We start from the raw sequence: 13,954 nt of genomic DNA on the forward strand, positions 1-13,954 counted from the left end.
CGAGGGGTGGTGCGAAACCGCATTACGGCTGATACGCTCCCAAGCGAGCGCTTGGTTTAGCTGCTGAGGGGCCGCCATATGAGGTTCTCGACCTTCCACCTCTTCCACCGCTTCGACGGGCAGAGCTTCAAGGACGTCTACGACTACCACCTGGAGCTCATCGAGCTGGCCGAGGAGCTGGGGTTCGACGGGGTGCGGCTGGCCGAGCACCACTTCAGGGACTACGGCGTCGTGCCCAACCTGTTCACCATGCTCGCCCACGCCGCCGCCCGGACCACCAGGCTCCGGCTCGGCACCGGCATCGTCGTGCTGCCCCTGCACAACCCCGTGCACGTCGCCGAGGAGGCCGCGCAGGTGGACGTGCTCTCGGACGGGCGGCTCGACCTGGGGATCGGGCGGGGGTACCAGAGCTTCGAGTTCGAGGGGTTCGGGATCGACCTGGCGGAGGCGCGCGACCGCTTCAACGAGGCGCTGGAGGTGATCGTCGGGCTCTGGACGCAGGAGTCGTACCAGCACGAAGGCAAGTTCTACAAGACCGGCGCCGAGGTGTCGCTCGTGCCCAGGCCGCTGCAGCGGCCCCATCCGCCGCTGCACGTCGCGGCCGTCTCCCCCGAGACGGTGACCATGTACGCCGAGCGCGGCCTGCCCATCCTCGCCGACCCCGCGGCGCCGTTCAGGAAGGTCGTCAAGGCGGCCGAGACGTGGCGGGAGACGGCCGCGCAGGCCGGGCACCCGGCCGGCGCGGACCTCGTGGTGGCCCGCAGCGTGTACGTCGCCCCCACCCTGGAGCAGGCGCGCGAGGACCAGGCACGGTTCGAGGCGTCGTTCGACCGCTCGCGCATCTTCAACGAGCGCAGCGCCCCCATCGACCCGAAGACCGGCAAGGCCGCCCAGGGCTTCGAGTACTACCAGGACCGTTACCTCAAGGGCGGCGCGCTCTCCGCCGACTTCCGCTGGGAACAACTCGAGGTGATCGGCGACCCCGCGCGGGTCATCGAGCAGATCACGCTGCTCAAGGATGCCGGCTTCACCGACCTCCTGTGCGACTTCGGCAGCACCCGCCCGATGCCGCTGGAGGACATGAAGCGGGTCATGCGCTTCTTCGCGACCGAAGTCATGCCGGCCTTTGGAGGCTAGATGATGCACAGCCTGACCCTGTCGGACGTGCTCGCCGACCACGCCCGCAGCCGCCCCCAGGTGACGGCGGTCGTCGACGGGGAACTGCGGCTCACCTACCCCGAGCTGGACGGGCGGGTGATGCGGCTGGCCTCGGCGCTGGACGGGATGGGCGTCTCCCGGGGCGACCGGGTGCTGTGGCTCGGGCAAAACGCGTACGCGGTGCTGGAGCTGCTGCTCGCCTGCTCCAGGCTCGGGGCGATCTTCTGCCCGGCCAACTGGCGGCAGTCGCGGGACGAGCTGCGCTTCGTCCTGACCGACCTCACGCCCGCGGCGGTCTTCTGGGAGCACTCCGAGACCGTCGCGCCGCTGCGTGACGACCGGTGGATCCAGGCGGGCGAGGCTTACGAGCGGCTGCTCGCCGGCGCTCCGGTACGGGAGTTCGCCCCGGTCGCCGACACCGAGCCCACCCTCGCCCTCTACACCGCCGCCTTCGACGGACGCCCCAGTGCCGCCCTGCTCAGCAGCGCCGCGCTCGTCGCGCACGCCACGTCCCTGCTCGTCGTGCGGCAGATGGAGCCCGGCTTCACCTTCCTCAACAACGGGCCGCTCTTCCACGTCGGCACGATGATGTTCTGCCTGGCCACGCTGCAGATCGGCGGCACGAACGTGTTCACGCCCGCCTTCGACCCCGAAGAGGTGTGCCGGCTGGTGGACGCCGAACGGGTGACGCAGGCGTTCCTGTTCGGCGGCATGATCGACGCGGTCGCCAAGGCCAACGCGGGCGGCAAGTACGACCTGTCGTCGCTGCGGTTCGTCGCCCACTCCGCCGAGTGGGACGACATGATCACCGTGGACGACTCGCCGTGGTGCCGGTCCGGGATGGGCGGGTACGGGCAGACCGAGGTGGGCGGGATGCTCACGTTCCTGGGGCTGGCGGAGGGCGGGGCCGGGCTCGCGGGGCGGCCGTCGCCGCTCGCGCAGGTGCGGATCCTGGGGCCGGACGGGGTGGAGGTGCCGGCGGGTGAGACGGGGGAGATCTGCGCCCGCGGCAAGACCCTCTTTTCCGGATATTTCGCCCGACCCGACTTAAATACCCAGAAATCCGCCTACGGCTGGCACCACACCGGCGACCTCGGCCGCCGCGAACCCGACGGCACCATCACCTTCATCGGCCCCAAACTCCGCATGATCAAGTCCGGCGCCGAGAACGTGTACCCGGCGGAGGTGGAGCGCGCACTCAAAACCCACCCCGCCGTCGCCGACGCCGCCGTCATCGGCGTCCCCGACCCCCAATGGCACCAGGCGGTCAAGGCCGTCGTGTCCCTCAAACCCTCGGCCCAGGCGACCGAGGACGAGCTGATCGCGCACGTCAGGGGGTTGCTGGCGTCGTACAAGAAGCCCCGGCACGTGACGTTCGTGGACACGATCCCGAAACGCGGCTTCACCCCCGACTACGACGCCCTGGACGCCGCCCACGGCGGCGGCAACTACCCAGGCTCCTGACTCCGCGAACGGTCGACCACAGCGCGACGACCGCCCCCTCGGCAGCACTCGCCCAAACGCCCACACGACCGACCACCCGCAACGACGCAGCGGCTCGCCCGGCGAGCGGCGCGCGATGAGCAGCGCCCGGTGAGCGGCGCGCACATGGGGCAGCACGCGCTTGGGCAGCGGCCGGGCGAGCGGAGGCACTGAGCGCGTGCGACACGCGCGCGCAGACGCTGGCACGCGGGGGCGCGAGGCGCGAGGGCGCGAGGGTGGGGACGCGAGCCGTTGCATGGCCCGACGGCAGCCTGGTGCAGGCGCACGCCCGGGCGGCACGCACATAGGCAGCGCGCAGAGGCGGGCCGAGCGCGGGCGCGGGGCGCAGGCGCGGGGCGCGGGGGCGGGGGTGCGGGGCGCAGGGCCGGGGCGCGGGCGCAAGCGAGGGGGCGAAGGACGCGAAGCCCGGCGGCAGCGCGGCGCAGGCGTGCCGCGCCAGGCATGCGGCGCCAGGCGTGCCGCGCCAGGCGCGCTGCGGGTCAGGTGTGCGGGCGCGGGCGCAGGCGCGGGGGCGCGGGCCGCAGGCGTGCGGGGCAGGCGCAAGGACACGGAGCCCGGCGGCAGCGCGGCGCAGGCGAGTCGCGCCAGGGCAAGCCGCGCCAGGGCAAGCCGCGCCAGGCGGGCGGCGCCACGCGGGCGGCGCCACGCGGGCGGCGCGCATGTGGGCGGCGCGCGGACGCGGAGCCGAGGGCAGGCATGCGGGCGAGCGCGGGTGCGGGTGGTCGCTGGACGGGCGCGCAGGCGCGGGCGCCGGACGGGCGCGCAGGCGCGCGGGGGCGTCGGTGGGTTAGGGGCGGGGTAGGGGGAGGCCGGCTTCCAGGTGGGCGAGGGCGGCGTCGAGGTGGGCCGGGGCGTCCAGGTCGCGGTTATTCACCCAGTCGGTCCAGACTCCCACCATGACGCCCATGATCGCGCCCGTGACGTTGCGGATGCCCGGGTCGTCGGCGGGGCGGCCCTCGCGGGCGGCGAGGCGTTCGCGGAGGGTGGTGGCGACGCCGGTGACGTTGTCGATGCTGGCCGCCCACAGCTCGGGCACCGTGAGCATGAGCACTTCCCGGTCGAGGCTGTCGGCGCGTTCCTGCGGCGTCTGGGCCTCGATCATGGCGCGCATGGCCATGCGGACGGCGCGTATGGGCGGCACCTCGGGCGGCACCTGGTCGAGGGCTTCCACGAAGGGCGGGAACTGGTCGACGATCACCAGGTCCTCCTTGGTGGCGAAGTAGCGGAAGACGGTGCTGGGCGCGACCTCCGCCGCCTCGGCGATCTGCTCGACCGTGGTGGCCGCGTAGCCCTGCTCGCGGAACAGCCGCAGCGCCTCCTTCTGGATCAGCGCTCTCGTCTTGGCCTTCTTCCGCTCGCGCAGGCCCGGTCGGTCACTCATGTCTCCGCATTCTGGGGGGTCCGGGGGCTCGCGTCCACTTTAGAGGAGAACGCTTTCAAAAGCTATGCAACTATCTTTTGAGAGTCTACTCTCAAAAGCATGCGACTTCCTACGTCACGCGATCCGCGTTGCCCCTTCGACCCGCCCGCCGAGCTGCGCGGCCTGCCGCCGATGAGCCGGCTGGAGTTCGCCGACGGGCACCTGGGCTGGCTGGCCACCACCGCCGAGGCCGCCAGGACGGTGCTCGGCGACCGGAGGTTCAGCGCGCGCCGGGAGCTCAAGCACGCCCCCGTACGGTTCACCACGCCCGGCGAGACGGGCCGGCCCGCGCCCCCGGGGTTCTTCGGCGCCATGGACCCGCCCGAGCACACGCGCTACCGCCGCCTGCTCATCGGCCAGTTCACGGTGCGCCGGATGCGCCTGCTGGAGCCGCGGATCGAGCGCATCGCCGCCGACCACCTCGACGCCATGGCCGCGGCGGGCCCGCCGGTGGACCTGGTGAGCGCCTACGCGTTGCCGATCCCGTCGATGGTCATCTGCGAGCTGCTGGGCGTCCCGTACGAGGATCACGAGTTCTTCCAGGACCGCAGCCTGCGGCTCGTCGCGGCGGGCGGCGACGTGGCGCGGGCGACCGCGGACCTGGCGGCGTACCTGGGCGAGCTGGTGGGGCGCAAGCGGGCCGTGCCGGGCGACGACCTGATCAGCGGGCTGACCGCCGACCTCACGGACGAGGAGCTGGTCAACGTGGCGATGATCCTGCTCGTCGCCGGCCACGAGACCACCGCGAACATGCTGGCACTCGGCGTCTTCGCGCTGCTGGAGACCGGGACGCCGTACGAGGAGGGCGCGGTCGAGGAGCTGCTGCGCTGGTTGTCGATCGTGCAGCTCGGCGCCCCGAGCCGGGCCGCGACGCAGGACGTGGAGGTGGCGGGCACGCTGGTGCGCGCGGGCGAGACGGTCGCGCTGTCGCTGCCCGTCGTCAACCGGGATCCGGCCGTGTTCGAGCGTCCGGACGTGCTCGCCCGCCCGTACGGAGGCCCGCAGGCACCTGTCGTTCGGGCACGGCGTGCACCAGTGCCTCGGCCAGCAGCTCGCCAGGATCGAGCTGCGCATCGGCTACGGCGCGCTGTTCGAGCGCTTCCCCGGGCTGCGGCTGGCCGTCCCGCCGGATCAGGTGCCGCTCAAGCAGGACGGCGCCGTGTACGGGGTCGCCTGCCTGCCCGTGACCTGGGGCTGATCACAGGATGGCGAGCGGGGTGAGCGGGCTGACGGTGCCGCCCTCGATTCAGAGGATGGCGAGCGGGGTGAGCGGGCTGCCGGTGCCGCCCTCGATGCGCAACGGCGCCGCCACGAACACGAACTCCGTCCGCCCCGCCGCCGACAGGGCCGCCGCCAGCTCCTCCAGCAGCAGCATCTCGATCAGGTGGATGCCGTGCCGGTGCAGCAGCAGGAGGTGCAGGTCGTCCTCGATCGGCTCGTCGGCCAGGCCGCGCTCGTTGAGCCCGCCGATGGCGGCGTTGTCCGAGGCGACGGCCGCCACGTCGTGGGCCGCCAGCCACCGCCCCGCCTCCGCTGACAGCCCGGGCTGGCCGGACCAGTACTCCTCGCGCGAGCGTTCCCACACCACCGGCCAGCCCGTACGGACGACCGCCACGTCCCCGGCCCGCGGCACCGCGATCTCCGCCAGCAGCCCGGCGGGGATCCGGTGGCCCGCGGGCAGGTGGTCGAGGCCGAGCCGGCGCGGCACGTCGTACAGCACTCCCCTGGCCACCACCCCGCCCACGTGCTCGATGCCGCATCGCGTCGCCCCGTACGAGCGCACCCTGGCGGCCGGATGGCCGTTGAACAACTCGTCACCCGACCACATGTGGCACAGCGCGTCCATGTGCGTGGTGGTGCCGTGGCCGGTGACGACCAGGGCGTCGTCCGCGACGCGCAGGCCCGCGCCGATCGGCCGGGCGCCGGCCGCGTAGTCGCCGCCGTCCACGGACATGAAGTGCTGCGGCAGCGGCCGGCCCGGCAGGTGCGGCACCGTGCCGGGGGCGGGCGAGGAGGTGGCGCCCCTGATCGGCATGGCCAGGCTCAGCACCTCGCCGGTGACGGCGCTGCGCAGGGCGGCGAGGACGGTGGCCGGGGTGAGGAGGTTCAGGGTGCCGCGCTGATCGTCTGGGCCGAATCGTCCCCAGTTGTTAGGCTCGGTGACCAAGTAAGCGCTCCCTTTCTCTGCGGAGGTCTGATGCACTGCGATCCGCGCTTCTCCCGCGTACGCGAGGTCTTCGAGCGGCATTTCGCCGACGGCGAGGAGCTGGGCGCGGCCTTCGCCGTCTACCTCGACGGCGAGCTGGTCGTGGACCTGTGGGGCGGCGTCGCCGACCGGCACACCGGGCGGCCCTGGGAACGCGACACCCCCGTCTTCGCCTACTCCTGCACCAAGGCGGTCACGGCGGCCGTGCTGCTGCAGCTCGCCGAGCGGGGGCTGGTGGACGTGACGGCGCCGGTCGCCGAGGTGTGGCCCGAGTTCGCGGCGAACGGCAAGGCGGGCATCACCGTCGAGCACGTGCTGACCCACCAGGCCGGGCTGCCGGCGCTGGAGGAGCCGGTGCCGGTGGAGGAGTTCGAGGACCAGCCGGCCATCGCGGCCCGGCTCGCCCGGCAGGCGCCGCTGTGGGAGCCGGGGACGGCGCACGGGTACCACGCGCTGACGTACGGGTTCCTGGTCGGCGAGGTGGTCAGGCGGGTGACGGGCAAGTCGGTGGGCGAGCTGGTGTCGGCCGAGATCGCGGGGCCGCTGGGGCTGGAGCTGTGGGTGGGGGCGCCGGACCCGGTGATCGAGCGTACGGCGCGGCTCACGGCCGGCGAGCGCGGCCGGCTGGTCACCACCGAGACCCCGCCCCCCGGCGCACAGCCGGACGGCGAGATGGCGGACGGTGCGGCGGCGGACGGTGCGGTGGCGGACGGTGCGGCGGCGGGCGGGCCTGAGCGGACCACGGAGGCCGTCGCCGAGATGACCAGGCTGGCGCTCGACCCCGGCAGCCTGATGAACCGGGCGCTCGGCAACCCCGCCATGAACCTCCTCAAGGGCGGCGCGAACAACCCGGTGATCCTGCGCGCGGGCTGGCCGGCGGCCGGGATGGTCACGACCGCACGCGGGCTGGCCGGGTTCTACCGCGCGCTGATCGCCGGCGAGATCCTGCGCCCCGAAACCCTTCAGGACGCGCTGCGGCCCCGGGTGAAGGGCCCCGACCGGACGCTCTATCTCGGCACGTCGTTCGGCCTCGGGTTCATGCGGCCGTCGATGACCTTCATGGTGCGCTCGCCGAGCGCGTTCGGCCATTCGGGGGCGGGCGGCTCCATCGGGGTCGGCGACCCGGAGCGGGGCCTCGCCATCGCGTACGTCATGAACAAGATGGCCAGCGCGATCTCCGGCAACCTGCGCGGGCACCGCCTGCTGCAGGCCGTCTACGACTCGTTGTGAGCGCATGGCCGTTCAGTGCATGGTCACGCCGCCGCTCACCGACAGGGTCTGCCCGGTGATGTACGCGGCGCGTTCCGTGCACAGGTAGGCGACGAGCCCGGCGACGTCGGCGGGCGTGCCGAGGCGGCGCAGCGGGATGGCCCGCGCGATCCGCTCCACCAGGCCCGGCTCCGCGTCGGAGATCCGGCGGAGCATGGGGGTGTCGGTGGGGCCGGGGCAGACGACGTTGGAGGTGACGTTCGCCCGGGCGGCCTCGCGGGCGAGCGTCTTGGCCAGCCCGAACAGCCCGGCCTTCGTCGCCGCGTACGCCCCCTCGCCGCCGGACCCGGCCCTGGCCCCGTCGGAGGAGACGAACACCAGCCGCCCCCACCCCTTGGCCATCATGCCGGGCAGGAGCAGCTTGGTCAGCAGCATCGGGCCGCGCAGGTTGACCTGCCACATCAGGTCCCAGCCAGCGGGGTCGCTCTCGGTGAACGGCTCCACGATCGCCACCCCGGCGTTGTGCACCAGGATGTCCGCCGCGCCCACCTCGTCGGCGAACGCCTGCACGGAGGCCGGCGAGGTCAGGTCCACGTGCAGCGCGGGTTGCCGGGCGTTCGTGAGGTCGACGTCGGCGGTCACGACCTCGGCGCCGAGCGCGGCCAGGTCGGTGGCGATGGCCGTGCCGATCGCGCCCGCGCCTCCGGTGACCACCGCGACGCGCCCGTCCAGGCGCAGCCCGTCCATCATCGTTTCCACGCCTCGACCAGGTCGGCGGTGGTGGCGCGGGTGGCGAGCAGGCTGATCGTGTGTTTCAGTACGGCGCGCGCGTACTCCTCGGGGATGCCGGCGACCGCGTCCGTGACCACGGTGACGCGGTAGCCGAGGTTCACCGCCTCCAGGGCCAGGCCGGGGATGCCGAGGTTGAGCGAGACGCCGGCCGCGACGACGGACGTGACGCCGAGCGAGCGCAGCGTCATGTCGAGCGAGGTGCCGGTGAACGGCGAGAACCCGTGGTGGCGCCGGCTCTCCAGGTCCGTCTCCTCGCGCAGCTCGGGGAGCACGTCGGTGGCGGGCGTGCCGTCCAGCATGTGGTGCGGGTCCTTGAGCAGGGAGACGATGAACGGGCAGTTGGCGGTGTGGGAGCCGGCCCGGTCGGGGCGGAACGCGGCCGTGCAGTGGATCACCGGGTGGCCGGCCTGGCGGGCCGCCTGGAGCAGGCGGATGGCGTTGGGGACGACGTCGTGGCGGGCGCACGCCTCCACCAGGTCCGGAAATTTCGTGAGATGGCCGACCACGCCCCGCTGCATCTCCATGACCAGCACCGCCACGCGCTCCACCGGCGACCTCCACGCTTCTTAGCCGAGCGCTTGCTTGGTATCCGGCACAGCATAACACCCGCTGAAATCCCCCGCCCCGTGACAACCGGAACCCCGGATGAGACCGTCGGAACCAGGACGGCTGCCACATGGGGGTACGACTTGGTCCCTGGTTACCGTGAGGTGCGCCAGCTCGGCGCCGGGCGCACCGGTCGGGTGTTCCTCGCCACCTACCAGCCGACCGGCGCGTACGTGGCGATCAAATACCTGAACGCCACCCTGCGCAGGGACGCCGAGTTCATGGACCGCTTCCGGGCCGACACCCCGCACCTCGTCGAGATCGACGACCCGAACGTGGTCCGCCTGTACGAGTACGTCGAGACCCCCGCCAGGGCCGCCGTGGTCATGGAGCTGGTGGACGGCGTCCCGCTGCGCACGCTGCTGGCCGAGCACGGCCCGATCACCCCCGAGGCGGCGCTGGCCGTGCTCAAGAGCACCCTGCTGGCCCTGGCCGCCGCCCACGAGCGCGGCGTCCCGCACCGGGACGTCACCCCCGGCAACCTCCTCGTCCAGGCCGACGGCGGCACCAAGCTGGGCGACTTCGGCGTCGTCGTGCACGCCGAGGAGCCGGGCGTGCCCGCGGGCACCCCGCCGTACATGGCGCCCGAGCTGTGGACGCTGGGGCGGGCCGGGCCGCCGGCGGACCTGTACGCGGCGGCGTGCGTGCTGTTCGAGGCCGTCCGGGGCCGGCCGCCGTACGTCGTGCCACCCAAGGGCGGCGGGGACAGCTCACCGCGCCCGCTCGACCGGGACGGCGGGGAGGCAGCGTCCGAGGTGCTCGGGTTGCGGCGCAAGCACCTGGAGGAGCCGGTGCCGCTGGAGGTCGTGCCCGACGCCCTGCGCGACCTGCTCAGACGCGGCCTGGCCAAGGACCCGGCCGGCAGGTACGCCTCCGCCCGGCAGTTCGCCGCCGCGCTGGAGCAGGACGCCGCCGCCGGCTACGGCCCCGACTGGGAGAAACGCGGCCGGCGGCACCTGGCGGAGCAGGCCACGCTGCTCGCCCTGCGCTTCCCCCTGGCCAGGACCGACAGCCGCACGTCCCTCACGACCGGCCTTCGCGAGCGGGTGCCCCGCCTGCCGCCCCAGCTCTGGGTGGCGGGCGCGACCGTCGTGGCGGCGCTGCTCGCGATCCTGCTGTCCGGCGGCCACCTCCCGGAAGGCCCCGGCACCATCCTCATGCCGCCTCCCAGAGCCCAGAATGAAACGCGGACCGAGGCCGGCACGGAGACCCGCTCCCCCCAGTCGCCCACGCCCGCCACCCGGGCGCCGAGCCCGCCCGCCACCACCCCTCCGCCCGCCACCGCCGCGCCTCCCCCGCCCACCGCTCAGGGCGGCACCTCCGTGCCGCTCCCCGCCGTCCGCGCCGCCGGCATCTCCGGCTGGAACGGCACCACGGGCTCGATCACCGTCACCGTGGACGGGACGGGGCCCGTGCGGCTGCTGATCGCGTACACCCGGCGGGACGACGACGGCGACGCCGCCAGGACGCTCCGCCGGGAGACCCGCACGCTGCGGGGGCGCACCTCGTACACGAGCGCCGTCGCCTACTCGCCGGGCGAGGTGGCGTGCGGCGAGCGGGCGCACCTCGGCCTCCTGGTGATGACGGAGCCGGCGGCGGCGAACGGGCCTCAGGTGAGCGAGGCCACCCTGAACGGCCCCGCCTGCCCGCCTCCGCCCACCTCCCACTCCCCCGTCCCGACCCCTGAACCCTCCGCCTCGCCGACCACCACCCCCGAGCCGCCCTCCTCGAACGCCCCCATCGCACCCCCACCGACCTCGAACGCCCCGGCCATATGGTCCTCGGACACGCCGGTCGTACAGCTCTCCGGCGGCCCGTCTCTGACGTCGTCGCGTTGACCGGACCTCCTGCCGTCTGCGACGGGGTGACGCCCGGGGGGCGGGTCAGGAGGGCGGAGGGGGCGTGGCGGCGGCGACGAGGCGGGTGCCGAGCGCGCGCACGTGCTCGACGAGCTCGGGCGGCTCGTGCACCGTGAACGGGACGCCGAGCTGCGCCACCCACATGGCCAGATCGTCGAGGGAGTTCGACCCCGTGGTCAGGACGCAGGCGCCGGCACCGGCCGGCTCCACGACCGCGATCGTGGGCGGCATCCGGGCGGCCACGTCGCCCGCCGGCGCCCGCACCGTGAACCGGCCCCGGTAGCGGTACGGGTCGACGGAGATCCGTTCGGTGATGTAGCGGACGAGGTCGCCGCTGGGCGGCTCGCGGGGGGCGAAGCGCGGCCCGTTCGGGGTGCGCAGGCGCAGCCGGTCCACCCGGAACGTGCGCCAGTCGCCGCGGCCGGTGTCCCACGCGACCAGGTACCAGCGGCGGCCCGAGCTGACCAGCCGGTACGGCTCGGCCGTGCGCCGGTCCTCGGTGCCGTCGTGGGCGCGGTAGTCGAAGCGCAGGCTCTCCCTGTCGCGCACGGCGGCGGCGATGGCGGTGAGCGCGGCCGGGTCGACGGCCGTGGCCTGGGCGGTCAGCGGCACCGTGGCCGAGCGCAGGCTGCCGACGCGGTGCCGGAGCCGGGACGGGAGGACCCGTTCCAGCTTGGCGAGGGCGCGGAGCGCGGTCTCCCCGATGCCCGCCACGCCGGAGACGGCGGCGGTGCCCAGCCCGATCGCGACGGCGACGGCCTCGTCGTCGTCGAGCAGCAGCGGCGGCAGCCCGGAGCCGGCGCCGAGGCGGTAGCCGGGCACGCCGGCGGTGGCCTCCACGGTGTAGCCGAGCTCGCGCAGCCGGTCGATGTCGCGGCGGACGGTGCGGGGCGAGACGCCGAGCCGTTCGGCCAGCTCCGTGCCCGGCCAGTCCTTGGGGGTCTGCAGCAGCGACAGCAGGCGCAGCAGCCGTGCCGAGGTCTCCAGCATGGCGTTCATCCTAGGACAGAAACTGACCTAACCGGGTTCTACCGTTGCCTACATGCACGACAACGAGAGCATTCACCCGTACCGGATCGACATCCCGCAGGCGCAGCTGGACGACCTGCACCGGCGGCTCGCGGCGACCCGCTGGCCGGACGAGCTGCCCGGCGTGGGCTGGTCCTACGGGATCCCCGTCGGCTACATGAAGAAGCTGGCCGAGTACTGGCGGACCGGGTTCGACTGGCGGGCCGCCGAGGCGCGGCTCAACGCGTTCCCGCAGTTCACCACCCGCATCGACGGGCAGAACATCCACTTCGTGCACGCCCGCTCGCCCGAGCCCGACGCGCTGCCGCTGATCATCACGCACGGCTGGCCCGGCTCGGTCGCCGAGTTCATGAAGGTCATCGGCCCGCTCACCGACCCGGCGGCGCACGGCGGCGACCCCGCCGACGCCTTCCACGTCGTCGCGCCGTCCATCCCCGGCTTCGGCTTCTCCGGCCCCACCACCGAGACCGGCTGGAACCTGGAGCGGGTCAGCCGCGCCTGGGCGGAGCTCATGGACCGGCTCGGCTACCCGCGCTACGGCGCGCAGGGCGGCGACAGCGGCTCCGTCATCTCGCCGCTGCTCGGCCGCGTCGCGCCGGACAACGTCGTCGGCGTGCACGTCAACGGCATGCTCGGGTTCCCCGGCGGCGACCCGGCCGAGTTCGAGGGGCTGACCCCCGCCGAGCTCGCCCGGCTCGGCCAGTTCCAGGACCAGGACCGGGCCGGGTACGCGATCATGCAGGCGACGCGGCCCCAGACGCTCGCGTTCGGGCTGCACGACTCGCCGGCGGGGCAGCTCGCGTGGATCGCGGAGAAGTTCAAGGAATGGACGGACCCCGCCTGCGACCTGCCCGAGGACGCCGTGGACCTCGACCAGCTGCTCACCGACGTCAGCATCTACTGGTTCACCGAGACCGCCGCCTCGTCCGCCCGGCTCTACAAGGAGGGGCAGCAGAGCTGGGGGGCGAAGGTCGCGTACTCGGCGGTGCCGCACGGGGTCGCCGTGTTCCCCGGGGATGGCGGGGTGCGGCGGATCGCCGAGCGGGAGCATCACGTCACGCACTGGTCGGAGTTCCCGCGCGGCGGGCACTTCGCCGCGATGGAGGCTCCCGACCTGCTCATCGAGGACGTCCGCACCTTCTTCCGCCCCCTCCGGTGACCGCCGCCGACCAGGGCTGAGGTCGTTCCGGGTTGAAGGGGCCGGCGCTCGCGCACGGCGAGGCGGCCGGCCGCGCGGCAGCAGGCGCCCCGCGACACGCGGGCGCGGCGGCCGGCCCGGCAGGCGACCCCGCGCCAGGCGCGGCGTGGCGGGCGGCCGACCGGGTGCGGGCGGCGGGTGGCCGGGGGCGCGGCGTGGCGGGCGCGGGAGGCCGTGCAGTGGCGGTGGCGCGGCGTGGCGGGCGAGTGCGGAGGTGGGTGGGGGTTGTCGGGGTACCAAGCGTGCGCTAGCTTGGCAGCGATGAGCGCTGACACCTCCCCCTACTGGGCCGCCTGCCGGCGTGGCGAGCTGGTCATCCAGCGGTGTACGGCCTGCGACCGCCGCATCCACCTCCCCGAGCCGGCCTGCCCCTGGTGCGGAGGCCGGGAGCTGGTCTTCGAGCCGGCCTCCGGTGACGGCGAGGTGCACACGTACACGATCGTGCACCGCTCCTTCGCCCCCGCCTACCGCGGGCGCGAGCCGTACGTGATGGCCTGGGTGGACCTGCCTGAGGGGGTGCGGGCGTTCGGGCATGTGGTGGGGTGCGCGCCCGATCAGGTGCGGATCGGCCTGCCGGTACGGGTGACGTTCCGGGACGACCTGCCCCATTGGAGGCCGCGTGAAGCTGGGTAACGTGCTGATTCCGGTCGCCGATCTGGATGAGGCGATCGCGTTCTACGGGCTGCCGGTGAAGTTCCGCGACGGTGACCGGTTCGCCGCGCTCGACGGGGGCGGGGTGACGGTGGCGCTGGCCGGCCCGGCCGAGCACGTCACGGACGGGGCCGCGCCGTCGTACAAGGTGGAGGACGTGGAGCGGGCGGTGCGCGAGCTGGCGGCACGCGGTGCCGGGATCGTGCGGGCGCCCGAGGCGGGGCCGCACGAGAGGCGGGCCGTGCTGCGCGACCCCTCAGGGAACGTCTTCGTGCTGTATTCGCCCCTCTGACCGGACCGAACCCCACGCCCCGAGCCCCAAG

General features: G+C 73.9%; 13 protein-coding genes and 1 pseudogene. 9 read left to right on the forward strand and 5 right to left on the reverse strand.

The window, feature by feature from the left end:
• The first annotated feature begins 78 nt into the window (after positions 1-78).
• A complete protein-coding gene (locus KIS93_RS49345) occupies positions 79-1,137 on the forward strand; it encodes an LLM class flavin-dependent oxidoreductase (RefSeq protein ID WP_080042181.1) in 1,059 nt (352 codons plus the stop codon).
• Positions 1,138-2,622, forward strand: a complete 1,485-nt coding sequence (locus tag KIS93_RS49350) for an AMP-binding protein (protein ID WP_080042182.1) — start codon at positions 1,138-1,140, stop codon at positions 2,620-2,622.
• An 826-nt stretch (positions 2,623-3,448) separates the two neighbouring features.
• Here the strand turns inward: KIS93_RS49350 and KIS93_RS49355 are convergent.
• Complete coding sequence (locus KIS93_RS49355; RefSeq protein ID WP_080042183.1) at positions 3,449-4,042, reverse strand: TetR/AcrR family transcriptional regulator; 594 nt, start codon at positions 4,040-4,042, stop codon at positions 3,449-3,451.
• 789 nt (positions 4,043-4,831) lie between these two features.
• Here KIS93_RS49355 and KIS93_RS69575 point away from each other — a divergent pair.
• Positions 4,832-4,996 (forward strand): annotated as a pseudogene (locus KIS93_RS69575) (cytochrome P450); the annotation flags it as partial.
• Positions 4,997-5,108: 112 nt separating this feature from the next.
• Entirely contained in the window at positions 5,109-5,279 is a 171-nt protein-coding gene (locus KIS93_RS69580) for a hypothetical protein (protein WP_268967021.1), read from the forward strand.
• 48 nt (positions 5,280-5,327) lie between these two features.
• Here KIS93_RS69580 and KIS93_RS49365 read toward each other — a convergent pair whose 3' ends face one another.
• A complete protein-coding gene (locus KIS93_RS49365) occupies positions 5,328-6,248 on the reverse strand; it encodes a cyclase family protein (protein WP_186404868.1) in 921 nt (306 codons plus the stop codon).
• A 30-nt stretch (positions 6,249-6,278) separates the two neighbouring features.
• On the opposite strand from KIS93_RS49365, the gene KIS93_RS49370 reads away from it, so the two are divergent.
• Positions 6,279-7,517 (forward strand): serine hydrolase domain-containing protein, encoded by a 1,239-nt coding sequence (locus KIS93_RS49370; protein ID WP_080042185.1) that lies wholly within the window; start codon positions 6,279-6,281, stop codon positions 7,515-7,517.
• A gap of 12 nt (positions 7,518-7,529) precedes the next feature.
• On the opposite strand, the gene KIS93_RS49375 is transcribed toward KIS93_RS49370, so the two are convergent.
• Positions 7,530-8,243, reverse strand: coding sequence for an SDR family NAD(P)-dependent oxidoreductase (locus KIS93_RS49375; protein WP_080042186.1), 714 nt, complete (start codon positions 8,241-8,243; stop codon positions 7,530-7,532).
• Positions 8,243-8,836 (reverse strand): cysteine hydrolase family protein, encoded by a 594-nt coding sequence (locus KIS93_RS49380; RefSeq protein ID WP_155128414.1) that lies wholly within the window; start codon positions 8,834-8,836, stop codon positions 8,243-8,245. Before KIS93_RS49380 ends, KIS93_RS49375 begins: the two co-directional genes overlap by 1 nt.
• A gap of 141 nt (positions 8,837-8,977) precedes the next feature.
• On the opposite strand from KIS93_RS49380, the gene KIS93_RS49385 reads away from it, so the two are divergent.
• On the forward strand, positions 8,978-10,732 hold the full coding sequence (locus KIS93_RS49385; RefSeq protein WP_186404869.1) for a serine/threonine protein kinase: 1,755 nt from the start codon (positions 8,978-8,980) through the stop codon (positions 10,730-10,732).
• Between the two features lie 45 nt (positions 10,733-10,777).
• On the opposite strand, the gene KIS93_RS49390 is transcribed toward KIS93_RS49385, so the two are convergent.
• Positions 10,778-11,743, reverse strand: a complete 966-nt coding sequence (locus KIS93_RS49390; protein WP_080042189.1) for a helix-turn-helix transcriptional regulator — start codon at positions 11,741-11,743, stop codon at positions 10,778-10,780.
• 52 nt (positions 11,744-11,795) lie between these two features.
• On the opposite strand from KIS93_RS49390, the gene KIS93_RS49395 reads away from it, so the two are divergent.
• The 3 genes from KIS93_RS49395 (at position 11,796) to KIS93_RS49405 (ending at position 13,923) form a co-directional block, all read left to right on the forward strand.
• Complete coding sequence (locus KIS93_RS49395; RefSeq protein WP_080042190.1) at positions 11,796-12,941, forward strand: epoxide hydrolase family protein; 1,146 nt, start codon at positions 11,796-11,798, stop codon at positions 12,939-12,941.
• A 300-nt stretch (positions 12,942-13,241) separates the two neighbouring features.
• Positions 13,242-13,613, forward strand: coding sequence for a Zn-ribbon domain-containing OB-fold protein (locus tag KIS93_RS49400; RefSeq protein WP_080042191.1), 372 nt, complete (start codon positions 13,242-13,244; stop codon positions 13,611-13,613).
• Entirely contained in the window at positions 13,600-13,923 is a 324-nt protein-coding gene (locus KIS93_RS49405) for a VOC family protein (protein WP_418113103.1), read from the forward strand. Before KIS93_RS49400 ends, KIS93_RS49405 begins: the two co-directional genes overlap by 14 nt.
• The last annotated feature ends 31 nt before the right edge of the window (positions 13,924-13,954 follow it).

The organism is [Actinomadura] parvosata subsp. kistnae (assembly GCF_900323885.1).
GTDB classification, from domain to species: Bacteria; Actinomycetota; Actinomycetes; order Streptosporangiales; family Streptosporangiaceae; genus Nonomuraea; species Nonomuraea composti.

Bases quoted from the DNA above. Each gene is read 5' to 3' on its own strand.
- KIS93_RS49355 (WP_080042183.1), bottom strand. From the start codon at position 4,042: ATGAGTGACCGACCGGGCCTGCGCGAGCGGAAGAAGGCCAAGACGAGA.
- KIS93_RS49390 (WP_080042189.1), bottom strand. From the start codon at position 11,743: ATGCTGGAGACCTCGGCACGGCTGCTGCGCCTGCTGTCGCTGCTGCAG.
- KIS93_RS49345 (WP_080042181.1), top strand. From the start codon at position 79: ATGAGGTTCTCGACCTTCCACCTCTTCCACCGCTTCGACGGGCAGAGC.
- KIS93_RS49375 (WP_080042186.1), bottom strand. From the start codon at position 8,243: ATGGACGGGCTGCGCCTGGACGGGCGCGTCGCGGTGGTCACCGGAGGC.
- KIS93_RS49395 (WP_080042190.1), top strand. From the start codon at position 11,796: ATGCACGACAACGAGAGCATTCACCCGTACCGGATCGACATCCCGCAG.
- KIS93_RS49400 (WP_080042191.1), top strand. From the start codon at position 13,242: ATGAGCGCTGACACCTCCCCCTACTGGGCCGCCTGCCGGCGTGGCGAG.
- KIS93_RS49350 (WP_080042182.1), top strand. From the start codon at position 1,138: ATGATGCACAGCCTGACCCTGTCGGACGTGCTCGCCGACCACGCCCGC.
- KIS93_RS49370 (WP_080042185.1), top strand. From the start codon at position 6,279: ATGCACTGCGATCCGCGCTTCTCCCGCGTACGCGAGGTCTTCGAGCGG.